The sequence below is a fragment of the Natrialba taiwanensis DSM 12281 genome, assembly GCF_000337595.1.
Classification (GTDB): domain Archaea; phylum Halobacteriota; class Halobacteria; order Halobacteriales; family Natrialbaceae; genus Natrialba; species Natrialba taiwanensis.
Genome location: NZ_AOIL01000001.1, coordinates 12,157 through 35,461, shown reverse-complemented (window position 1 = coordinate 35,461; position 23,305 = coordinate 12,157). Strand labels below are relative to the sequence as shown.

Sequence of the window (23,305 nt, the reverse complement as noted above, 5' to 3'; positions counted from 1 at the left end):
CAGTAACTGAATTGATTGATAAGAAGTTTAATCTCGAAGAGATCGTATTTCTCGCAGGTTTTATACAAAATGCAGCCGCTGGAGCAGTGCTAGACAGACCACACAACGCGACATCAAGGATCAACGTTGTTGCGATATGTATTGTAGTATATAGACAAGACAGCTCTTCATTAATCTTGACAGCAGTCTCGTCGACAGCGACCTGCGGCGGCTTTCCATCGGCGGATCACATTCTACATAAACTATCATACATATCAACCATACATTACTCCGTGAGAACATCCAACGCCTCATTCCGTAAGAATCGTTGTTGGTTCTCGAGTGAACAATCAGTCTGATTGAGGCGGACGGCAAACGTTCCAACGGCCGTCCACTCGTTCTCTCAAGATTCTTCTCAATTCGTCTCGTCGCTCTTGCTGAACCGGTCTGCGAGCATCGATCCAAATCAAATTCATGCCCTACTCGCTTCTCAAACTGGCTCAACTAGACAGTGCCAACTGATGGAGCACAGTCAAAAAATAATAGGTAGTAGATGCGTGTATCAATCACGAATAGATGTCACTCTCACAGCCGTCCTTCTTTCGGGTCGTCTGCGATCCACAGAGCCAAAGGAATATACAGTAGTACGCCTGTAAACATATCCCGAGATTACATTACACGTGCCGCTCTGTAAATGGACTGGGTGTGAGTCCTACACGTTCGGCCAGTAGCACAAGCAGAGCGGACCGAAGAGAGGGACCGCTCACCGAATCGACTGGATTGTTCCAGTATAGAGTTAGAAGACCATCTATTCTAAAGGGAGGCCGAGAACCGGTGTACTCGATGGCGCGCAGGATCTCGCCTCTTTCATAGATAGTACTCTCCAAAATACATATCATATTTCACCCATTATCTTGCAATCACGAGTATTATATCAATTTAATCGCCTACTGTAGTGCGGTTCTCGATCTAGATTCTGCAATAAATAGGTAACACTCTCCATATATTTCTCGCAAAGTAAAAATTTAAACATCTATTGAACAAGGACTGCCGCCATAGCTCCTCCTCGTCAGCGACACAGTCACTAGAGTAGGGTCGTAACGAACTCGACTGTCGGAAAAGAAAAAAGAAAAAAGAAGGACCACTTCCGCAAGAAACGACCGGCAGTCAGTGCATCACCGAACGTCGAGGTCGAACGTTCGATCCGCAACGAAGAGCCGGAGACGTCCCTCCTGGATTCGCTCACCGCGAGATCGCTCGAAGCGTCCGATCTCGTCCGCGCTAATCCGAAGTTCCACCTCCGCTCGCTCCCCGGGATCGAGTTCAACGCGCTCGAACGCCCACAGTTCGCGGACGGGCGTTACGACCGAACTGAACTCGTCTCGGCCAAACACCTGGACGACCTCGCTTCCGTGCCGATCGCCGGTGTTGGCCACGGTGGCTCGAACCGTAAGCTCCTCGTCCGGACGGACCGCGTCACGGGAGACGTCGACCGACTCGTACTCGATAGTGGTGTAGCTGAGTCCGTGGCCGAACTCGAACAGCGGATCGTACGATGCCGGGTGCTCGTCTGCCCCGATCGGTTGTGGATGGGGGAGGTGGTTGAAGTACGTCGGGAGCGTCTCCGCCGAGCGCGGGATCGAAATCGGAAGCCGCCCGCCGGGTTCGGCGTTCCCGAACAGGGTCTCTGCGATCACCTCGCCGCCGACTCGACCGGGATAGTACGCCATGAGAATCGCCGGAACTTCCGCTGCCAACCACTCGACCGCCAGCGGGCGACCGGTGACGAGGACTGCAACGATCGGTGTGCCGGTCGCGGATACTGCCGCGACGAGGTCACGCTGTGCGTCCGGAAGCGAGAGTTCGTTCCGCGTCGGGAACTCGCCGGTCTCCCCCTCGGTCTCCGCGGACGGGCCGAACTCGTGGAGATACCAGTCCTCGCCGAGGGCGACCACGGCGATATCCGCTTCGGCGGCGCGTTCTGCGGCGGCATCGACATCGCCAGGAGTGGAGATCCCGCTGCCGGGTTCGTGGGTGACGACCGTGTCGGTATCGACGGTATCGGAGATTCCCTCAAGAATCGTCGTCCCGGGAACGCCGGTGTCCGCGTTGCAACTCCAGCCGCCGTTCTGGTGGACAATCTCGTCGGCGTTCGGGCCGGTCACGAATACCTCGTCGACGCTATCGTCGAGGGGGAGTACGTCCTCCTCGTTTTGCAACAGGGTAAGCGACTTCCGAACGGCCTCGCGAGCGGTGTCGAGATGGGCGGGAGCGCCCAGTACGTCTTCAGCATCGGGGTCCGGATACGGATCCTCGAAGAGACCGAGAGCGAACTTCGCCCGCAGCACTCGTTCGGCGCTGTCCTCGATCACTTGTTCGGACACTGCGCCCTGCTCGACGAGGTCCCGGATGTGCTGTGCGTGTTCGCCACCGGCAACCGAGCCAATGTCGAGGCCCGCAAGGCGCGTTTGACGTGCTGCCTCGATCGGGGTTCCCGCCGTGCGGTGGTCCTCGTACAACTGGGTAATGCCGTTCCAGTCGGAGACAACGATTCCGTTGAAGTTCAGTTCCTCCCGAAGGAGGTCGGTCAGATATCGGCGGGACCCGTGAGCCGGTTCGCCGTCAATCGAGTTATAGCACGGCATTACTGCCCCAACGTCCTCGTTGAGGACTGCCTCGAACGGCGGGAGGAGCATCTGTCGGAGCGTGGACGGGGAGACATCGACCGGTGCGGCGTCCTCACCGCGCGTCGGTGATCCGTAGGCCGGGAAGTGTTTTGCCGTCGCGAGCACGGCGTCTCCGGGGCCACTACCCTGATAGCCTCGGATCTCGCTGCTTGCCAGCGCCCCGACGAGGAACGGGCTCTCGCCGAACGTCTCTCCGGTTCGTCCCCACCGCGGATCGCGAACGACATCGCACGTCGGGCTGTAGTTCTGGGCAGCCCCCGTTGCTCGCATCTCCGTCGCGGTGATTTCGGCGGCACGCTCGACGAGATCGGGACTCCACGTCGCCGCTGCACCGAGGTTGTTCGGGAAAACCGTCGATTCCTTGATGTAGGCGTGACCGTGAATCGCGTCGGCGGCGAACAGCAGCGGGACACCGAGTCGCGTCGATTCAAGGGCGTGCTTTTGCAGCCGGCGAGCCGCGTCGGTGGCCTCCTCAGTCGACTCGTTGGGCGAGCCGCCCCAGCCGAAGGGGGCAGCTGCGCCGATGTGATACTCGTCGATTTCGTCGATAACATTGTCGACCCCGCGGGGGCCATCAGCGAGCACCCCGATGTAGGAACCAGCTAGCTGGCCGATCTTCTCTTCGAGCGTCATCCGGTCGAGGAGGTCTACGACGCGCTCTTCGATCGGGAGCGATGGATCTAGGTATGACTCACTGTCCTCTAGGCTTGTCATGGATGTAGGTATCTGGAGAGGTAGTAAATAAATGTATCCCTCACCATCCGGAATGCGACGGATCGGCGAGTAGGAGAAACGATTACCGCACGTGGTCAGCCGCTTGTTTCCCGCAGTCGAACACGCTGGTCAGCGACACTTCATATCCGGCCACCGATTCCCGCCGTTTCCATTCGGGGCGCACGGACACGCAGTGAAATCCGGATCGTCGCTGAATCCACACCGAACCGTCGAGGCATCGCTTGCCGAACCGCTGAAGACGGTCCAGTCAGAGCTGGGTCCCGAAGACCGCGAGGCGCGAATCCTCGCGATGTTAGAGCGCGTCGGGATGACGCCGCCCCACGACTACGCCCGGCGGTATCCCCATCAACTGAGCGGCGGGGAGAAACAGCGCGTCGCACTGGTTCGAGCGCTGTTGATGAATCCGGACCTCATCTTGGCCGACGAGGCCGTGAGCGCGCTCGATGTCTCACTGCGTGTCGAAGTGATGGACCTGATGCTCGAGCTCCAGGACGCGTTCGACACGTCCTTTCTCTTTATCTCACACGACCTTTCGAACGCTCGCTACTTAGCCGAGCACGCCGACGGTCGACTCGGCGTGATGTACCTCGGTGAACTCGTTGAACTCGGTGATGCGGAAGAAGTGCTCCGAAACCCACAGCACCCCTATACGAAGGTGTTGAAGTGGACGACTCCTTCCCTCGGCATTGAGGAGGGTCCGGCAGAGCCGCCGGTTCGGGAGCTCGATATCCCCGATCCGGTCGATCCGCCCGCCGGCTGTCGGTTCCACACGCGGTGTCCGTACGCGACCGAACACTGCCGTGAAACGACACCTGACAGGCGCTCGGTCGGCAAGGCGTCCCACCGAGCGTCCTGCTTTCGTAGCGGGGAAGACAGCGAATACTGGCACAGCGAGCCGCTCGAGGGAGCCAGCCTCGACGCCGACGAGCGGTAACGGCGGTTCGCGGCCGTCCGTTTCAGTGACATGGTTCTCGCGTGGGCTTCTCGAATAAATGAAGCGGTCTCGGTCAGCTGTTGCCCTCACAATGGGATGCCCGTTCCGCCGGTGGCACACCACTGAATAAGAGATCCCCCCACCGATTATCGTCTCGATTCGTGCTTACGCTTCGGTGAACAGTCGAACGTAGTCGATCTCCATCCGCTGCGGGAAGGTCGTCGTTTCGTCGGGCGAGCCGGGCCACTCGCCGCCGACGGCGCAATTGAGAATCAACCAGAAGGGGCCGTCGTCGAACACCCAGTCGTTACCGCCGCTCTCGACGTCCTCGCGGGTGACCGTGAAAAAGTGCTCGCCGTCGACGTACCACTTGATCACACCGGGGTCCCACACGACGGAGAAGACGTGGAAGTCGTCGGCGAAGACGCCACTGTCGAGGTGATAGTCCCCGCCGATGGAGCCGCCGCCCGAGTAACTGGGTCCGTGGACGGTTCCGTGGACCGCCGCGGGTTCGTTACCGACCAGTTCCATGATGTCGATCTCGCCGTCGTCCGGCCAGGCCGTGTCGCCGGCCGGTAACATCCAGTGGGCCGGCCACAGTCCCTGGTCCTCGACGAGCTTCGAACGGAAGTCGACGCGACCGTACTGGAAGTCCAGATTCCCCTGGGTCACCAGCTTCCCCGACGTATAGTCGTACGTTCCGTGTTCGTCCGACGCCTGTTCCTCGCGAATCTCGACGACCAGATTACTATTCTCAACCCACCTGTTGTCCTGGCTGTAATACTGCTCCTCGCTGTTCCCCCAGCCGGGGGCGCCGTAGTCGTGGCCATTCCCCTCCTGATCCACCCAGACGCTCGTATCGAGCGAGTCGCCGTCGAAGTGGTCGGCGAAGAACTGGTCCCAGGACCGGCCGTCGAGGTTCCCTGGATCGTCGGGATAGGTCGCCCCAGCGTCATCGCCCGCGGGGCGCAACTCGAGATAGTTGAAGTTCCAGTCACCGGTCTCCGCGTAGACTCGAACGACGTGTTGACCGGCGGCCAGATTGACCGAACCGGCGGCAATAGTCGTCCACTCTTGCCAGCCGCCGGTGGCATCGAACTCGATCGAGCCGGTGACGTCGGTCCCGTCGACCTCGACGCGAACCCGTCCGCCCGAGGTCGAGGCGACTCGAAGATCCAGGTCGTAGGTATCGTCACCGTCGACGTCAACGGTGTACTCGAGCCACTCGTCGGCCGCGATCCAGCCGACGTTGTACCCGCCTTCGGTTGCGGACTCGATATCGACATCGTCGTCGCGGTACGCGCCGCCGGCGTTCCCCGATGTGGTGTCGTGATAGGCGACACCTTCGCCACCGGTATCGTAGTCTTCGGCCTCGATGCGACCGGGAATCGTCCACGCCGATCCGCCGTACGGCTGCTGGCCGGACGAGCCGTCACCGGTGGCTTCGACCACCCTGATCGCGTTGATCACGGCGTTGTCGACATCGCCAGTAGCCGATATCGTGAGCGTCCCGCCGGAAACACCGACGCCAGAAACTGTCCGCACCAGCGCCGCGTCGTGACCGACCTCGGCGTAGATGTCGAGATCGGCGACCGCATCGGTACCCGCTACCGAAACGTCGAACACGCGATCGCCGCTCGCCTCCCAGTACGTCTCGGCGAAGTGGAGTTCCACGTCGTACGTCCCGGCAGCGAGTTCAATATCGTAGCTGAACTCGCCGTATCGCTCGCTCCGGTAGAGGTCGTCGTCGGCGGTACCAGCGATCGAATCGCTCGACTGTGCAATGCTCCCGCCACTATAACTCGTATCCGCCCGGTAGTCAGTCCCGTCCGCAGCCGTGTAGGCGCTCCCGCCGGCGTTGACCGCGAACGCGACGTCACCGGGAGCCGCACTCGCGACTGAACTCGCAAGACCGGTACCGGCCGCGGCGACCGCAGCCGCACCCAGAAACCGCCTGCGCGGAATGGTCGCGTCTGTCGAATCCTCTGCGCTCCGTGCTGTGTGTCGTTGGTCTGTCATCGTTTGCAATTGGATTGTATCCGCTGTCTCCCGGCGGATCGGCGTCTTCCGACCACGCTTGCGGTGGTGTCACTCTATCGACTCACCGACTCGACACGAGCCACCGGAAGACACAATAGATGTCACAATTACGTCAGTGATAAAGGTAATTCTTTATAATTGATGTTTTTGGGCAGTTCGTACGGCTTGTCTTTCGTGCTGACGACGGTTGCTTCTGACTCGACACCTCGTCGTAGCGGCAACCGAGAACGCGGGTCTCGTCACTCACGGAGGGGTGTTCAGCGACCGTGCTGGCGCTGCCGACAGCGGTAGAGCACGGAGGCCGCGGCAAAAAAGCCGGTCCCGACGAGGACGAAATCGGCAAGGAGTACGGCCCTGGTTTCGGATCCCGGCGGCTGTAGCCACAGCGCGATCACCAAGAGTGCGAGCAGGACGGCTTCAAGACCCAAGAGGAGTACGACGGCGGAGCGGTACTCACAGATCGTCTTCCAGAACCGATCCGAATAGGTGCCAGCCATTAACAGGGGTGATCCATCGCCGGCACTTGGATGTACCGATTGGGAAAGGAGGTACTATGGCGGATTGAGAGGCGAGCGTGAGTTCCCGATGATTGCGCTCAACATCACATGACTGATAAAATAGACTATATATGACTGTCGTATACTGTTGCAGTAGTTGGGCGGAGCAGTGAACGAGAGGATAGTTCCTCAGCGCATCGCTGTCTCCAGGCCAACGAACGAGTGCCCACCATGACGGAGAACAATCGCGGAACGGACGAGCAGCATCGACCAACGAGTAGCGAGGCGGATATCGGTCGTCACCGCGGAACCATCCCGAACGTGCCCGCGGACTACGCCGACGATAAGCCGACCGTCGAACACAATGTTGCGCCGGGAACCGACGGCCCTAACGTCGCGGAATTCGCCCACGCCACCTACGAGGCCGACGACGGCCAGAACGTCTCCGGGACGGTGGACGTGCCGGCCACCGGCGGCTGGCACGACTGGACCGACGTTACCGTCGCCACCGGCGTCGCAGTCGATACCCAGAGCACGGTCCGGATCGCCGCCGAAACCGGCTCCTGGAACTTCAACGCGATCACGCTGTAGTGAACTCGCGACCGGGTCGGCACTCGCGTGCGGATCCGAGTCAAACGCCAGTCCGACGAGTTCACTGGGGCGGTCACAATCGGGTTCGAGAAGCGTCGTCGATCAATCGTCTTCCGATTCGAGCGCGGCCGCCGACACGTCGTTGCCGTCGACGCTCTCCCCACTGTTCGGTTCGTCGAACTCGATGGCCTCGAGCGTAATTTGGACCGCCTCGATATCCTCGTAAACGGTCCCCCATCCGCCGACGCTGTACAGGTCGCCATCGACGGCCAGCGTCAGTTGCAGAAAGCCGGCTAGCTCCTCGAACGACGGGCGGCCCTCGGACCGATAGACGCCTGGGTATCCGATGTCGGTGACGATCCCGGTGATCTTGCAGGCGTCGTTCGTGTCGGCCCACGTCCCCTCGACCGTCACTGCGACGGTCGCTCCGTCCCGCCAGAGCGGCGCGACGTCCTGGACGAACTCTTCGAGAGTCATGTAGATGTAAGGCGGGTCGGTGTCCTCGTACACCGTCTCCCAGAGCGCCCAGACGCCCGTCTGGAAGTACCAGTGGAAGATAAACGAGAGAATGTAGTCGTCGATCAGGACGCCGAACGGTCTGTTGGCCCAATCGTTCGGCGTAAAGCACGTCTGCGTGCGGTCTGCCACGAGCAGGAACGGCCCCGGGATTCGGCACGCGCGGAGTTCTGTCACCGTTTCTTCGAACGAGACGGTCGCGAGTTGCGCTTCCAGATCGACCCCGTATACCGCTACCTTCGTGATGACGCCGCGATCGCGGGCGTCCTCCAGGGCGTTCGTGAGGGTCCGGAATTGGTCGACGGTCGCCGACAGTTCGATGAAACTCTCCGCGTCTCGAATCAGGTCGCGCGCCCGGTCGACGACCGTCTCCTCGTGTTTGACGACGCTTACCTTGTGGTCGCTAACTGCCGGTTGCTCCCACCGATCCTCGATCGCATCCGCCGCCGAGTTCATCAGCTCGCTCCGGGACCGGAGTTCGCGGAGGACGGTGATCGGCTCCCGCGGGCGGGCGTGGAGTTTGTCCTGGTCGAACGTCTCGATGTAGTCCATCCGCTCGAGAGCACGAAGGACATCGTAGATCTGGGACACCGGGACGGAACAGCGCTTGGCGACCGCCACCGCCGGCATCATTCCTTGCTCAAGTAGCGTGATGTATGCGTCGGCCTGGTACGAGGTCAACCCCGCGTCCTGTAGCGCGTCCCGGAGTGGATCCCTGTCCATGCCCCCACCACTGGAGCACCCGCTAATCAGTCTTTTGCAAAATCGGGCCGAATCGATGTCTTCGCCACCGATGCAGCCGGTCTCTATCCAGCCGATCGGAACCGGTCAGTACTGGTGTGTGAACGCAGCAGAGACGTACTGCCCACCAGCCCCGTCGTCCCAGACGAACCGGACATCGATCGAGTCGCCATCATCGGCGGCGTCACGAGTGTGGACGTGGGTTCCCCCGTCGGCCGCCATGCGATACCCGACCCAGCCGCCGTCGTCGAACTGCACGTCCGCCCAGTCGGCAGCGTTGTTCGGATCGAACTCCCAGTGACCGCCGTCCGAAACGGTAGCAGTCCATCCACCACCGGCGTCTCCGGAATAGGTCTCTCCATCATCACCGCCACCGTCGCCGCCGTCGCCACCATCACCACCGTCGCCGCCATCACCACCATCATCACCGGTAGCCGTCGCCATCGAGTTCGCCGGGACGGACAACTGCATCCCATCGGAGAAGGAGACGGTCTGCTCGGAGTCGCCAGCATTGTAGGCGACGTAGGTCCGCTGGGTCCCGTCGCTAAACACCTGGTAGAACGGTGTATCAGCGGTGATGTCGCCATCCGGTGCGCCCATCGCATGAAGGTTGTAGATCCAGTGGTACGTCTGGGCACGGGTGTGGCCACCCTCAACCTCGTACTCGCCCTTTCGCGCCTCGAACTTGTCGACGGCATCCTGCCCGTCGGAGAACGCCCGGTACATCCACATGAGATCCGGCCAGTAGCTGAACTCGTCGGTCCCCTTGTTCGCGACGAGTTCGTCGTAGTTCGCTTCGGGAACCGCATCGTCCCACCCCAGGTGGAGTGAGTAGCCGGCGAGCGGGAGCCAGTTGATACCGTGGATCGCCTCCTCGTCCGCGGTCCACCAGGTGGCGTAGGCGTAGCCGTTGCCCCACACCATCCCGGCGGTGTCGTAGTCCCACGAGTCGGGGTGATTCGTGTCGTCGGCGTCGAACCAGTACTCGTGGACAGCGTGGAGTTCGGTCGTGTACAGGTAGACGCCGAAGTCCCGCAGTTCCGCGTTGTCGGTGTATTCGCCCCACTCGATGATCGCCGCGTACGCGTTGAGCGCTTCGGAGGAGGATTCCTGATTGTTCCCGTCGGCGAACTCTGCGCCGCCTCCTTCCGCCCAGGAGTGCCCGCAGTAGGGGCTGAAGTTCCGGGCAAAGGGAAACATATCGTCTTCGCGGTCGGGGGTTGCGTAGTCGCGAATCAGGTGCTCGATCATGCCGCCCCACTCGGATTCGTCAGCCCATTCGGGGTTCGTACGCGCAATCTCGGCGGCGGCACGGACGTAGTACCCGTAGTGGAAGTGGTGATCGGACAGCGACGACGCCGAGCCGTGGCTCTCGGGATACCCGAGCAGGGTCCCCCAGTTGTCGTCGTAGTAGAACAGTTCGTCCGATCCGCTCTCGGCCTGAAGCCACCGCTCGAGGTGGTCGCGAAGTGAGCCGACGATATCGTCACGCGTGTCGCTCGGACCGAACCGTTCGGCAAGCGCCTTGCTCTCGACCAGTCGGCCGTAGTCCTTGCCGACGTTGTACGTGTCTGGCCCGTCGATCGCGGTATCGATCTCGTCGATATATCCCCGTAGTTCCGCGGTATCGTACTCTCCTTCGTCGGGCAAGAACGGGAGCATGCCGCCGTAGTCGTAGGTCGTCGAGAACGACGGTCCGGCAACGACGTGCATCTCCCCGCGCGGGGACGTGTAGGTCGTGCCCAACGTCTCGTCGTCGCTGTATTTCCACTGGTGGGGATGCAGGGCTGTGATCGTTCCCGCCGCCGCACTCTCGGGCCGATCGGCGGTCTCGAAGCTGTAGTTCGTGTGGACCGCAGCGTTTGCCTGATCGTACTCCCAGTCGACCTGGGTGTCGGTGACGAAATTGTACGCGTACTCCTCGAACGTCTCGAGGGATCCGGTCTCGGGGAGAGCCGCGATTGAGCAGTATCCCGCGCCGCCGAGGTCGTTGGCGAGCGTGTCGGTACCGACGCCCGTCCAGCTCGTTCCCGAGGGGGCGAACAACCCGTAGTGATGACCGGAGACCGTGACGCCGAGAACGTTGCCCTCGTCGGCCCAAACCGCCGGCACATCGTCAAAACCGATCTCAGCGCCGCCGCCACCGTATTCGCAGAACACGAACGGTGATCCCTGCGCGAACGTTGCACGCAGTGTGGTGGCGGTTCCATCGCCCCAGACCGCATCGACCGACCAGTCGCCGTGATCGTCGAGGCGCGCGTCGCCGAAGCTATCGGTACCCGCATGTCCGATCGTCAGATCGCGCCCCCGATTGTCCATTACTGTTGTCGACCCATCGATCCACTCGGTCGGATTCTTGACGAGAAGACCGTCCTCTTCCGCCCGAAGCATCAGCGGCTGAGAGAACATGTTCTCGGAGAACGAGTTCCAGACGAGACTCGACCACCAGTCGTTGGTCGGAACCGGCTCGCCGCCAAACTCCGATGTCGTCCAGATAGCTGCCTGTGGTGCCTCCGCTCCAGACGGCAACGCTGTCGTGTAGCTGCCATTGCCGACCGGAACATGACTACTCGCGCCAACTGTGCCGACTGCACCGACCGCTCCTGCCGCTGAAGCGGCGCTGATCAGTTTGCAGTAGTCCCTGCGCGAGATGTCGCTCGAGTGTAGTTCGCTGTCGATGCCCTCGCCATCCGACGGTTGTTTATCGTTCATAACTGTCTCCCGATAGCGCCCGGGCGCGGCCCTCCGGCGGTGAACACGTCGGCCGACTCTCTCCGTCCAGAACTCCGCTCGTCGTGTTCCGGTGTTCCGGCACTGCCGCTTCGACGGTCGTTCTACAGCCGCCGCACCACTATGCGCTATTACCATAGGTTTATCCAGAATCTATTATATTTTTCTACTAGTTATAAACACAACGCCATGATTGAGAGCGGAGCGCACCGTGGATCGTTCGAGCGATAAGGGCGATGAGAGCAATGGGATTAATGGCTGTCAGACTGCCGAGCCAGCGACGGTAACTGAGTACCATTGATACGTCCAAGCAAAGACATCCGCCACAGAGGTAGTCTATCTTATGTATTATTTTTTCACAACTCTATTCTGGGAAACACCCGAGAGGGCCGGGGTATAAACAACAGCAAATCGACATGTACTGAAGGAACAGACAGATTTCCAACAATTGGTCGTTCATGTCTCAAGCGGCTTTACGAACGGTCACTCATTTCGTGCCGGTAGCCAGCGGGAGAGTTCAACCTCGGAAGCGGCCGGGGAACCGACGGAACCAGGTCGGGAGTTACTGCCGCACCACGAACCGGCGACCCACACACTGAAACAGTGCTACACATGCCTTTACCCATGTACTATTGTAAATCGAATCGGACACCTTCAAGATCCGTAGTCCGCCGTCACTGGCAGGTCTAGCGCGTTCCTCACTCAGGCTAGAGCTGAACTCGTGGTATTGGAACGAAAGCGAGGCCCCGATCGCTGGAGCGTTGCAGCGTTACCGGTGATCACGAAATTACAAACGCCCCGCTTCTTGTCGCTTCGGAGAACTCGGCGGTCCATGAAGAGACGCTCACTATCCACAGTCGCGATTACGAAGCGTTCAGCGAAGACTGCCGAATAGTGTATAGATCATTATTTGCAATACTATGGCGGAATAATACCCAGGAAAGGCAGTCGGCAAATGAGAGAGGATGACCGTATTTCCCGTTATTCTGCAGTAGTAAGCACAGTACTAACGATTTTCCAGGGAGGGATTTCAGCAATATCGGACTAAGACGATGTGTTCTAGCAGATATGAAGCAATTTACTGCCGGAGAGGATGTCTCTCATCGGGAAACACCCAAAGTATCCAGAAAAGAGTGGGGGTTCCCACCAGGACGCATAGATCGGTGTCAAACGTCGACATAGTATTGCACATATTATGAGATACACTTGGACATCACAAGACCGGCACTCCCGTCGCACATCTACCTAACGACTGTTTCAGCAACGTGTCGAATTAAGAGAGTTCAACAGAGCCTAATATATACAACGAGCGGGACCGTAGTTCGAGATTGAGATGTCCATGCAGACATCCACACGTCGGAGATTTCTCGCGTTCAGTAGCGTGTCGCTCGCAACCGGACTTTCGGGCTGTAGTTCGTCGCTCTTTCGCGCCGAGGACGACCCGTCACGATCCGATCCCTCGACAGAGTCGACCAAATCGGAGACACAACCGCGGGCCGCTGAAAACGATTACACGGCGGTCTACCGAGAGACGATCTCCTCAGTCGTGCTGGTTCAGACGGAGACCGGACGGGGAACGGGATTCCAGTACGACGAAGATCACGTCGTCACGAACGCCCACGTCGTCGGAAATGCGGAGACGGCCCAACTACGATATTCCGATGGAACCTGGAGCGACGGAAGCGTCCGAGGAACGGACGCACACAGCGACCTCGCCGTTATCCGGGCCGAGTCCATGCCAGATTCGGCACGCCCGCTGTCCTTTGTAGCGGACACCCCGGTAGTCGGATAGGAAGCCGTCTCCATCGGAAACCCGTACAACCTCGACGAAACGGTGACGACGGGGATCATCAGCGGCACCGATCGATTGATTCCATCCCCCTCCGGCTACCGGATTCCCGACTCGATTCAGACGGATGCTGCGGTGAACCCCGGCAACAGCGGCGGGCCGTTGATGTCGCTGGACGGAGCCGTTCTCGGCGTCGTGAACTCGAAACAAGGCGATAACATCGCGTTTGGCATCTCTGCCGCGCTCACCCGACGCGTCGTTCCGAAACTTATCGACACGGGAACGTACGACCACGCCTACATGGGCGTCTCGCTCGAAAACGTGACGCCGTCGATCGCCGAGGCGAACGGTATGCACGACTCTCGCGGGCAGTTAGTCGTTCAGACGATTCGAGGCGGGCCGGCGGACGGCATGTTGCGACCGAGTTCGATCCGATCCGTCAACGGAACTCGCATCCCCGTCGGCGGCGACGTTATCCTCGAAATCGAGGGAACAGCGATGGACACGTTCGAGGACCTGGCGGGATACCTCGCCCTGGAAACGCGTCCCGAGGATTCGATCCAGGTGACCGTCCTCCGGGACGGAGCCGAACAGACGGTCGACCTGACGCTTACCGCTCGGCCCGAACGATCGCAGTCGCCGCTCAGATAAGTACCAGCGGGATCATCAGTAAGACCCCGAGCACGATCCCGCCGACGAGTTCAGGTTTGCCGCCGTTGGGGAGCCGGGTGCCGATCGACAGTGCCTCGGGGACGAACTGCGAGAGCACGAGGTAGATCATCGCCCCGGCGGCAAAGCCGAAGCCGACGGCGAGGAACTCGCGGGCGACGCGAACGAAAGCGAAGGCCAGCACGGCCCCGATCGGCTGGGGAAGACTCGAAAAGACTGCCCACCAGACCAGCTTCCAGTTCGGGACACCCAGCGACGTGAGCGGAATCGAAATCGCCGTTCCTTCGGGCACGTTATGGATGGAGATTGCAACGGTCATGAACACTGCCAGCAGCGGGATCGTCATGCCGAGGATCTCGAACCCGCCGTCGAGACCGAGGTCGGCGAACGAAACGCCGATGGCGACGCCCTCGGGAAAGCTGTGGACGGTGAGCACGCCCAGAATGAGAACGAGACGTCTGAAATCCGCCTCCTCGTACTCCCGGGGGTCGATATCGGCGTCGACGATGAACTCGTGAGCGACGACGACGAGTACGACGCCGGCGGCTAGGCCGACGAGGGTTTCGACGGGGCTTCCCTCGGCGAGTCCCTCATCGACGAGACCGAACACGGAGGCCGCGAGCATGATTCCCGAGGCGAGTCCCCAGAGGATGATGTTTTGGCGGTCGCTGACCGACCCGAAGAAGAAAAACGGAAGGGCACCGATGCCCGTTGCCAGCGCCGTGATCAACCCGGCGACGAAGACGAGCGCGAGGTTCTCGGGCAGACCCATTGCTCACACTGCTACCGAGTGACCCATATACTTCGGCCCGTCGTGAGCGCGGGCCTGCAATCTCCTCATCTTGAGGGCTCCTCTTTCTCGGGGTCTTCTTTCCCACTCTCTTTCTCGAGAACCGAGTCCCACGATCCCCCGGCGGGCGAGTGGACTGCAGTCCGACCGGAGGACCAGGAGACGTTAGAATCCAAAGTGAGATGGCGTATCGGGTTTGCCTTCGAAAGTCTAATCGACGGCGTATTGAGTCTCGAGACCGAACTCGAGCTATGCGAACGCTCGACGAAACCGACATCGAGATCCTACAACTCCTCGGTGAGGACGCCAGACGTCCGTTCAGCGACATCGCCGCCGAAGTCGGACTCTCCGGGCCCGCGGTGTCGGATCGCGTCCAGCGGCTCCAGGAGGTAGGGGTGATCAATCGCTTTACCGTCGACGTTGACCGCTCTCAGTTACAAGCTGGCGTTCCGGTATTCGTCCAGGCGACGGTTGCCAGCGGTGACGTCGAGGACTGCAAAGCTCGGGTTGGCGAAGCCGACGCGGTCGAACACGTGTTCGTCACCGCCGACGGTGAACTCTGGTTTTACGCCCGCGCACAGGTTCAAAACGTCCGACGATGGCTCGATGACCTGTTCGACGGCCACGATGTTGACTACACAGTGACGTTGATCGACGCCGCCGAATGGCATCCCTCCCACGGTGGAACCGAGTTCGCGCTTACGTGCGCAGAGTGTGGCAACACCGTCGATAGCGAGGGGGAATCGACTCGAATCGACGAGCAGGTGTATCACTTCTGTTGTCCGTCCTGTCGAAGCCAGTTCGTAGAGCGCTATGACCGGCTCGAGGAGGGCGTCTAGCTGCTTAGGATTCCAAAGAATCTCTAGGTATCACCTTTGGATTGCTATCAGAAAAGCGGGTAAGTACGGCACCCGTCTAGTCTGATAATGGACACTCGAACTATGCACCTCGAAATCCAGGGCATGAGCTGTGCGAACTGCTCGCAGGCGATCACCGACGCCCTGGAAGAACTCGACGGGGTCTCGGCGGCGAACATCAACTTCGCCACCGACGAAGGAACCGTCGAATACAATCCCGACGCGGTATCGCTCGGCGCGCTATACGACGCGATCGACGACGCCGGCTACCACGCCGAGCGTGCGACCGCTTCGATCGGGATTTCGGACATGACGTGTGCGAACTGCGCCGCCACCAACGAGGACGCGCTTGAAGCCGTTCCCGGCGTGATCAGCGCGGAGGCGAATTACGCAACCGACGAGGCGCAAGTCGAGTTCAATCCGGCGGACGTATCCAGAGGGGCGCTCTACGATGCAATCGACGAAGCTGGATACACGCCCGTCCGCGACGATGACGGGGAGCAGTCGGATCAGGAACGCCGCGACGACGCGCGACAGGCGGAGATACAACGTCAACTCCAGTTGACCCTCTTCGGAGCCGTGCTCTCGGCACCGCTGCTCTTTTTCATCGCCGAGAAGTTCCTGCTCGGCGGCGGGGTGCTCCCGAACGAGGTGTTCGGCGTCGAGTTCGGGTGGATCGAGTTCCTGCTCGCGACGCCGGTACAGATCGTGCTCGGGCGGGAGTTCTACGAGAACTCGTACACGGCGCTCGTGAAGAATCGACGGGCGAACATGGACGTGCTGATCGCGCTGGGGTCGTCGACGGCGTACGTGTACAGCGTCGTCGTCCTGCTCGGGCTGTTAGCCGGGAGTCTGTACTTCGACACCGCGGCGTTGATCCTGGTGTTCATCACGCTCGGGAACTATCTCGAGGCTCGTTCGAAGGGCCAGGCCAGCGACGCGCTCCGGGCGCTGCTGGAACTGGAAGCCGAGACGGCGACGGTCGTCGACGAGAACGGCGAGGAGTCCGAGGTGCCGCTCGACGCGGTGACGGTCGGCGACCGGATGAAGATCCGTCCGGGCGAGAAGGTTCCGACTGACGGCGTGGTCGTCGACGGGCAGTCGGCGGTCGACGAGTCGATGGTGACCGGCGAGTCGGTCCCCGTCGAGAAGGAAGCCGGCGACGAGGTTGTCGGCTCGACGATCAACGAGAACGGGGTGCTCGTCGTTGAGGCGACGAAAGTCGGCGACGAGACGGCGCTCCAGCAGATCGTCCAGACGGTCAAGGAAGCCCAGTCCCGCCAGCCGGACATTCAGAATCTCGCCGACAGGATCTCGGCGTACTTCGTCCCGACGGTCATCGCGAACGCCCTGTTCTGGGGGTTCGTCTGGTTCCTGTTCCCCGAAATGCTGGCAGGGGTCGTCGACTGGCTCCCGCTGTGGAGCCAGGTCGCCGGCGGACCGGCACCGGCTGGTGGAAGCGTCTCGGTCTTCGAGTTCGCGATCGTCGTGTTCGCATCGTCAGTGCTCATCGCCTGCCCCTGTGCGCTCGGGCTTGCGACGCCCGCGGCGACGATGGTCGGGACGACTATCGGGGCGAAAAACGGCGTCCTGTTCACGGGCGGTGATATCCTCGAACGGACGAAAGACGTCGATACGGTCGTCTTCGACAAGACGGGAACGCTCACCGAGGGCGAGATGGAGTTGACCGATGTCATCGCGCTCGACGGGGAGAGTCGTTCTGTGACGGACGGCGGCGAGGCGGCGGTCGACGGCGGTCTCGCAAGCGAGACGAGTAACGCAAACGAAGCAAGCGAGGAGAGCGACCCGAACGCCCCGTCGGCGGATCGGGTAGCGGGCGAGGACCGACTCACCGAAGACGACGTGCTCCGGCTCGCGGCGACAGCCGAACGCGGCAGCGAACACCCGCTCGCCCAAGCTATCGTCGAGGGGGCGAACGAACGCGGCCTCGAACTCGCAGAACCCGACGCGTTCGAGAACGTCCCGGGGCAGGGCGTTCGCGCAACCGTCGGTTCCGACGAGGTACTCGTCGGCAACCGCACCCTCCTGCGAAACAACGGCATCGACCCCTCGTCGGCCGTCGAGACGATGGAGCGGCTCGAGAACGAGGGCAAGACCGCGATGCTCGTCGCTCGCATGCCGGCCGGAACCGGCGATGGCAAACCTGAGAACAACGATGGCAGCGACACCGACAACGACGGTGAACTCGTCGGCGTCGTCGCCGATGCCGACACCGTCAAAGACAGTGCGAGAGCGGCAGTCACTGAACTCTCCGAGCGCGGGACCGAGGTGATGATGATCACCGGCGACAACGAGCGGACCGCTCGGTCGGTCGCCGAACGGGTCGGGATCAAACCGGAGAACGTTCGGGCCGAGGTGCTCCCCGAGGACAAGTCCGACGCGGTCGCGGCGATTCAAGCCGACGGCCGGCAGGCGATGATGGTCGGCGACGGGGTCAACGACGCTCCAGCCTTGGCCGTCGCCCACGTCGGGACGGCTATCGGCTCCGGGACTGATGTCGCCATCGAGGCCGCCGACGTGACGCTGATGCGCGACGACCCACTCGACGTCGTAAAGGCGATTCGCATCTCCGATGCAACGATCCAGAAGATCAAACAGAACCTCGTGTGGGCGCTCGGCTACAACACAACGCTCATTCCGCTGGCCTCTCTTGGATTGTTGCAACCGGTTCTGGCTGCGGCGGCGATGGCGTTCTCCAGTGTGTCCGTGCTGTCGAACAGCCTGCTGTTCCGGCGGTATACCCCCGATCACGACTACGAACTGCTCGGAAGAGTTCGGCGCTGATTCCGAACTCGAGAGTCGAGTGCAGGAGCCGGGTACAGGGGCCGAGTGCAGGAAATGAAAGCCGCGTTAACTCGGGAGTCGGTCCGTCCGCTCTAAGAGGACGAGAACGAGAATCGTTGCGCCGAGAAAGAGCGCAGCGCCGCTGAACACCGTATCGTAGGCGTAGCCTCGTTCGAGGAGGATGCCCAGGGCCGACGAGCCGAGCGCCTGCGAGAACATCCAGATTGAACTGAACACGGCGTAGGCGCTCCCCCGCGTCGAGTCCGGGAGCGTATCGAGAAGGTACGTGTCGACGGCCGGGTACAACATGTGGACGACGAGGCCGATGAACGCGGAACCCACGACGAGCGCGGGGAGACTCTCGAGTCGCGTCAATACGAGCAGCGTCGCGGAAAACGTCCCGACGATACCGAGCAGATACGGGACGTGTGGGAGGCGGTCGGCCAGATCGCCGCCGAAGTAAAACGCCGGAACGCCGGCGGCGAAGACGATCGTGAGCATTGCCCCCGCCGCTCGATCGGAAAGCCCCTTCGACTGCATGTACAGTTCGTAGAAGTTGAACACTCCCTGCCAGACGAAGACGGCCAGCCCGACGATAGCCAGTGCCGTCACGATGATCCGCCACTCTGAAAGCGCGCCAGCGACGAAATTGCGGTCGGCCTGTCCCGCGCCCGGCATCTCGGTTCGACTCGCGGCGATCCACGTGTAGACCGTGATCACCGCAGCGCCGACGGCAATGGCCCACAACGAGAGCCGCCAGTCGACAAGCAGCGTCAGCGCGACGAACGGCGCAGCGATCACCGCGGCGAGCTGATTGGCGGCCCCGTGGACGCCCATGACACGGCCGATGCGCTCCGGATACAACTCGCTCAAAAGCGGATTCGCCGAGACGAAATACACGCCGGAAGCCATCCCCATGAAGAACGCACCAACCATGAGATGCGGAAGCGTCGTCGCCGTCGCAGCGATCGTGGCGGAGACCGCAAGAATCGCACCGGACGCGATTACGACGTAGTGTCTCGGCACCTTCGTGAGAAGCCACCCCGTCGGAAGGCGGAGTGACGCGCTGCCGACCCACGCGAGCGTCACGATGAGCCCAGCAGTTGCCTCCCCGATCGGGAACTCGGTGATAAAAACGTCCAGAAGTGGGGCGAAGATGATTCTGGCGAGATTGACGAGAAAGACAAGTCCGCAGAGAGAGGCAAAGAGCCGAGAGCGAGCCATAGAGTGTATTTCTAACGGTGATTCTCAAGGGTTCCGAAACCGGAATTTCTCAGCCAGTTCGGAAGAGACCTACAGAGGGACGGTAGTATCGGACACACGACGAACGATGTGAGTGATGCCTGCGGGGGTGAAGACGGCCATATTCGGCCGGGAAATCGGCAAGCACCACACAGTAGCGAACGTGAGGGCTGTCCTTGTCTCGTAGTCAGCAGCAATTTCAACCGCAATCGCCGAGTATCGTCAGGTCTCGCCGTAACCCGAGAGACAATCACACTCACGCCTCTATATCTCATGCTAGTTCGCTGGGAAAGTCGTTCTCAGGAATTCACCGATAACTATCGACGAGATGAGACACCAATGAATACAGTCGAACGCTGGAAACAAGAAAAACACCCGCTCGACGTTATCGAGGACGTCAAGGAGTATGCGAACGAGAGTCTCTCGTTCGACGAGATCGAAGACCGCGCCGGCGACGGCGAGTGGGAGCGCCTCAAATGGGCCGGGATGTACAGCCACGGCAAGCAACGCGGCTACTTCATGGTCCGCACGAAGGTCCCCGGCGGAGCGCTGCGACCCGAGCAGGCTGCGGTCGTGGGCAAGGTTGCTGACGAATACGCCACCGCACCCGAAGAGTTCGGCGGCGCACAGCAGAATGACCTCTGGGGCGACGCGTTCGTGGACATCACCACGCGACAGGACTTCCAGATGCACTGGATAGAACTCGAGGACGTACCCGAAATCTGGGAGATGTACGATGAAGTCGGACTGACGACGGTTCAGGGGTGTGGCGATTCCGCACGCAATGTCTTGGGATGTCCAGCGGCGGGTCTCGACCACCACGAGGTCTTCGACGCGCAACCGGTTATCGATGCGGTATCCGATTTCTTCACCGAAAATCGGGAGTACGCGAACCTCCCACGAAAATTCAAACTAACGATCACGGGGTGTCGAGAGGATTGCGCCCAATCCCAGATCAACGACGTGGGCCTCACACCCGCCAGAAAAGAAATCGACGGCGAACCCTACTACGGCTTCCACGCCCGCATCGGCGGCGGGCTCTCGGACGGCCCCCGGATGGCCTCACCCCTCGACGTGTTCGTCCGCCCGGAAGACGCAGTCGAGTTCTGTCGTGCCGTCGCTCAGGTGTTCAAGGAGGTCGGCGACCGGCACAACCGCGGCGTCTGTCGGATGCGCTACCTCGTGGAGGAGATGGGTCCCGAAAACTTCGAGCGGGCGATTCGGGACCGCGCTACCGTCCCCCTCCGGTCGCGCGGCGAGGACCTCACCGAAGGGTACACCGGCGACCACGTCGGTGTCCACGAGCAGCGCGACGACGGCCTCCGCTATGTCGGATTCAACGTCGTCGCGGGCCGAATGGGGGGCGACGAGTTGGTCGAGGTCGCCCGCGCAGCCAAAAAGTACGGCACGGACGACACCACGATTCGGCTGGCGACCGACCAGAACTTCCTCATCACCCACATTCCCGAAGAGAACGTCGACGACCTGCTCGCCGAACCGTTCGCCGCGGAGTACCAGCCCGACCCCGGACCGTTCTCACGCGGCGCGGTGGGCTGCACCGGCAGCGAGTTCTGCAACTACGGCATCATCGAGACGAAAAAGCGCGTCAAGCGGTGGGCACGTGAACTCGACGGCCGTATCGACATCCCCGACGACCTCGACGTGGTGCGGATGCACATGTCGGGCTGTTCGGCCTCGTGCGCCCAGCCCCAGATCGCGGATATCGGGTTCCGCGGTGAGACCGTCCAGGTCGGCGACGACGAGAACAGCACTAACGAAGAAGGAGATACCATCGTCGAGGGCATGGACGTCGGTCTCGGCGGTTCGCTGGGCGTCGACAACGAGTTCATCGACTGGGTCGAGACTGCCGTCCCAGCCGACGCCGTCATTCCGGCTCTCGAGCGGTTGTTCGCGGCCTACACCGACGAACGCCACGACGGCGAGCGCTTCTATGAGTGGTGCCGACGCGTCGACAACGACCGGCTTCAGACGGTCATGCAACGGGCTGATGCGAACGTTTCCGGAGGTGTCGCCGCCGATGACTGAGCGAGAGAACGGGAGCGACCGGCCGCTTCCGGGAGTCCCCGACACGAGCGACGATGGCACGAGCGGTCCGCCGGTCAGCGGGAGCGATAACCACCACGCGAGTCGGCAGACCGGGCACACCACAAACGAGGCCGATGCCACAGATGGTGACGACCGCTGCACTGACGGGCAGTGTACCTGCGGTGCACGCGGGTCGGACGGCATGGCGAGTGACCGGTGGGCCATCGCTGACGGTGGTGCATCGGCGGCGAACGTCGACGAGAACGGCAGCCTCGGCGATATCGAGTTCACTCAGCCCGCCGACGGCGTGAGTCAAGACGTGGAACGCGGGGGGTCGCCGGACGAGCGCGTCAACGTTCCCGATGGGGCGGCCGTCGATACACCGGGGTATTCGATCCGTTCGGAGATGAACGACATCGAGACGCCCGACGACAAGACGTGGTTCATGGAACTCGATACGGCAGTCATCGACGAGGGCCGGTGCATTCAGTGTGGCACCTGCGTCGCCGCGTGTCCCTCCGATTCCATCGGTATCGGCGACGACGGCCTGCCGGAACTCGTCAAGATGTGCACCGGCTGTTCGCTTTGCTGGGACTTCTGTCCACGCGGCGGGCTGCGCTACGAGCGCCAGTGGAAGATCACCGGCGGGGAGGACAACGTCTCGGGCGCTGGTGACCCGATCACGGAGTTTTCCGCACGTGTCGAAGCGAACTGGCGTGAGGGCGCACAGGACGGCGGCGTAGTTTCCTCGCTGCTGATCCACCTGCTCGAAGCTGGCGAGATCGACGGCGCGCTCATCGCCACCGAGAGCGACGAAGAGGCGTGGAAGGCAGAGAGCTTCCTCGCCACCACTCCCGAGGAAGTCATCGACAACGCGGGAAGTTTCTACAACCAGACGATGGCGCTCGGGAACTTGGATCTCGCCCAGTGGGAGCACAAACTTCCGGACAAGGATCACGAGGATCTCTCGCTCGCGCTCGTCGGGACGCCGTGTGAAATCGAGGGTGTGCGCGCCCTCCAGGACTTCGAGTGGGAGTATCAGTCCCAGAACGCGGGCGTGCGCGGTGTCGAGTACACGATCGCCCTGATGTGTACGAAGAACTTCAACTATCAGAGACTCATCGGCGAGCAATTAGAAGCGAAACGCGACATCAGCCCCGACGAAATCGGCAAACTCGACGTGCTCGACGGAAACATGTATGTCTACGACGAGGACGGGGAACAGCTCCTCGCGGAGGACATCGAGAACTTCCACGGGGCCGCGCTGAAGGGGTGCGACGAGTGCGCGGATTTCACCGGGTACGCCGCCGATGTGACGGTCGGCTCGGTCGGGAGTTCGGACGAGTATTCGAGCGTTATCGTCCGCACCGAGCACGGTCTCGACGCGTGGCAGCACGCAGCGCCCGACCTTGACTATCACGACCTCGAAGACCGCTCAGCAGTCGGCGGACTCCAGTCGTGGGATAAAAAGAACGCGTTTGAGGCGCTGGAACGGCCGTTCGACCCGGACGCGCCGCGCTTCATCGACTACACCGACCATGTCGAGAACTACGGAACGGAACTCAACCCTCACGAAGCCGACCACTGACGCAGCGGAATCCCCTCATCGTCAGCGCCGTCCGAATATTTTGGGAGTCACTCTCCGACGTTGTCCGGC

The 23,305-nt window shown here is 61.4% G+C and carries 14 protein-coding genes and 1 pseudogene; 8 read left to right on the top strand and 7 right to left on the bottom strand.

The genetic code is table 11. From position 1 onward, the window contains the following. Nucleotides 1–1,154: 1,154 nt before the first annotated feature. On the bottom strand, nucleotides 1,155–3,380 hold the full coding sequence (locus C484_RS00130) for a glycoside hydrolase family 3 N-terminal domain-containing protein (protein WP_006823944.1): 2,226 nt from the start codon (nucleotides 3,378–3,380) through the stop codon (nucleotides 1,155–1,157). 193 nt (nucleotides 3,381–3,573) lie between these two features. On the opposite strand from C484_RS00130, the gene C484_RS00125 reads away from it, so the two are divergent. Further along, nucleotides 3,574–4,335 (top strand): ABC transporter ATP-binding protein, encoded by a 762-nt coding sequence (locus C484_RS00125; RefSeq protein WP_338041822.1) that lies wholly within the window; start codon nucleotides 3,574–3,576, stop codon nucleotides 4,333–4,335. A gap of 165 nt (nucleotides 4,336–4,500) precedes the next feature. On the opposite strand, the gene C484_RS00120 is transcribed toward C484_RS00125, so the two are convergent. Continuing rightward, nucleotides 4,501–6,354: a malectin domain-containing carbohydrate-binding protein gene (locus C484_RS00120; RefSeq protein ID WP_006823942.1), complete on the bottom strand. Its 1,854-nt coding sequence runs from the start codon at nucleotides 6,352–6,354 to the stop codon at nucleotides 4,501–4,503. Between the two features lie 278 nt (nucleotides 6,355–6,632). Then, nucleotides 6,633–6,872 carry a hypothetical protein gene (locus C484_RS00115; protein WP_006823941.1) on the bottom strand — a complete coding sequence of 80 codons (240 nt, stop codon included), beginning with the start codon at nucleotides 6,870–6,872 and terminating at the stop codon, nucleotides 6,633–6,635. Nucleotides 6,873–7,103: 231 nt separating this feature from the next. Between C484_RS00115 and C484_RS00110 the strand changes: the two genes are divergently transcribed. Continuing rightward, nucleotides 7,104–7,463: a carbohydrate-binding domain-containing protein gene (locus C484_RS00110; RefSeq protein ID WP_006823940.1), complete on the top strand. Its 360-nt coding sequence runs from the start codon at nucleotides 7,104–7,106 to the stop codon at nucleotides 7,461–7,463. 102 nt (nucleotides 7,464–7,565) lie between these two features. On the opposite strand, the gene C484_RS00105 is transcribed toward C484_RS00110, so the two are convergent. Then, complete coding sequence (locus C484_RS00105; RefSeq protein ID WP_006823939.1) at nucleotides 7,566–8,702, bottom strand: TrmB family transcriptional regulator; 1,137 nt, start codon at nucleotides 8,700–8,702, stop codon at nucleotides 7,566–7,568. Nucleotides 8,703–8,807: 105 nt separating this feature from the next. Then, nucleotides 8,808–11,432 (bottom strand): glycosyl hydrolase, encoded by a 2,625-nt coding sequence (locus C484_RS00100; RefSeq protein ID WP_006823938.1) that lies wholly within the window; start codon nucleotides 11,430–11,432, stop codon nucleotides 8,808–8,810. A 1,351-nt stretch (nucleotides 11,433–12,783) separates the two neighbouring features. Here C484_RS00100 and C484_RS24035 point away from each other — a divergent pair. Together C484_RS24035 and C484_RS24030 are read left to right on the top strand one after the other, a co-directional pair. Beyond that, nucleotides 12,784–13,452 (top strand): annotated as a pseudogene (locus tag C484_RS24035) (S1C family serine protease); the annotation flags it as partial. An 87-nt stretch (nucleotides 13,453–13,539) separates the two neighbouring features. Next, nucleotides 13,540–13,890 (top strand): PDZ domain-containing protein, encoded by a 351-nt coding sequence (locus C484_RS24030; protein ID WP_275040101.1) that lies wholly within the window; start codon nucleotides 13,540–13,542, stop codon nucleotides 13,888–13,890. Here C484_RS24030 and C484_RS00090 read toward each other — a convergent pair. Then, on the bottom strand, nucleotides 13,883–14,680 hold the full coding sequence (locus tag C484_RS00090) for a ZIP family metal transporter (protein WP_006823937.1): 798 nt from the start codon (nucleotides 14,678–14,680) through the stop codon (nucleotides 13,883–13,885). The two genes, C484_RS24030 and C484_RS00090, sit on opposite strands and share 8 nt — an antisense overlap. A 269-nt stretch (nucleotides 14,681–14,949) precedes the next feature. Between C484_RS00090 and C484_RS00085 the strand changes: the two genes are divergently transcribed. Further along, nucleotides 14,950–15,537, top strand: coding sequence for an AsnC family transcriptional regulator (locus C484_RS00085; protein WP_006823936.1), 588 nt, complete (start codon nucleotides 14,950–14,952; stop codon nucleotides 15,535–15,537). A gap of 87 nt (nucleotides 15,538–15,624) precedes the next feature. Further along, on the top strand, nucleotides 15,625–18,360 hold the full coding sequence (locus C484_RS00080; RefSeq protein WP_049914921.1) for a heavy metal translocating P-type ATPase: 2,736 nt from the start codon (nucleotides 15,625–15,627) through the stop codon (nucleotides 18,358–18,360). 66 nt (nucleotides 18,361–18,426) lie between these two features. On the opposite strand, the gene C484_RS00075 is transcribed toward C484_RS00080, so the two are convergent. After that, complete coding sequence (locus C484_RS00075) at nucleotides 18,427–19,584, bottom strand: MFS transporter (protein ID WP_006823934.1); 1,158 nt, start codon at nucleotides 19,582–19,584, stop codon at nucleotides 18,427–18,429. Between the two features lie 357 nt (nucleotides 19,585–19,941). Between C484_RS00075 and C484_RS00070 the strand changes: the two genes are divergently transcribed. Both C484_RS00070 and C484_RS00065 read left to right on the top strand, forming a co-directional pair. After that, nucleotides 19,942–21,648, top strand: coding sequence for a nitrite/sulfite reductase (locus tag C484_RS00070; protein WP_006823933.1), 1,707 nt, complete (start codon nucleotides 19,942–19,944; stop codon nucleotides 21,646–21,648). Beyond that, on the top strand, nucleotides 21,641–23,236 hold the full coding sequence (locus C484_RS00065) for a Coenzyme F420 hydrogenase/dehydrogenase, beta subunit C-terminal domain (protein WP_049914930.1): 1,596 nt from the start codon (nucleotides 21,641–21,643) through the stop codon (nucleotides 23,234–23,236). The genes C484_RS00070 and C484_RS00065 overlap by 8 nt, the downstream gene beginning before the upstream one ends. Nucleotides 23,237–23,305 lie beyond the last annotated feature (69 nt).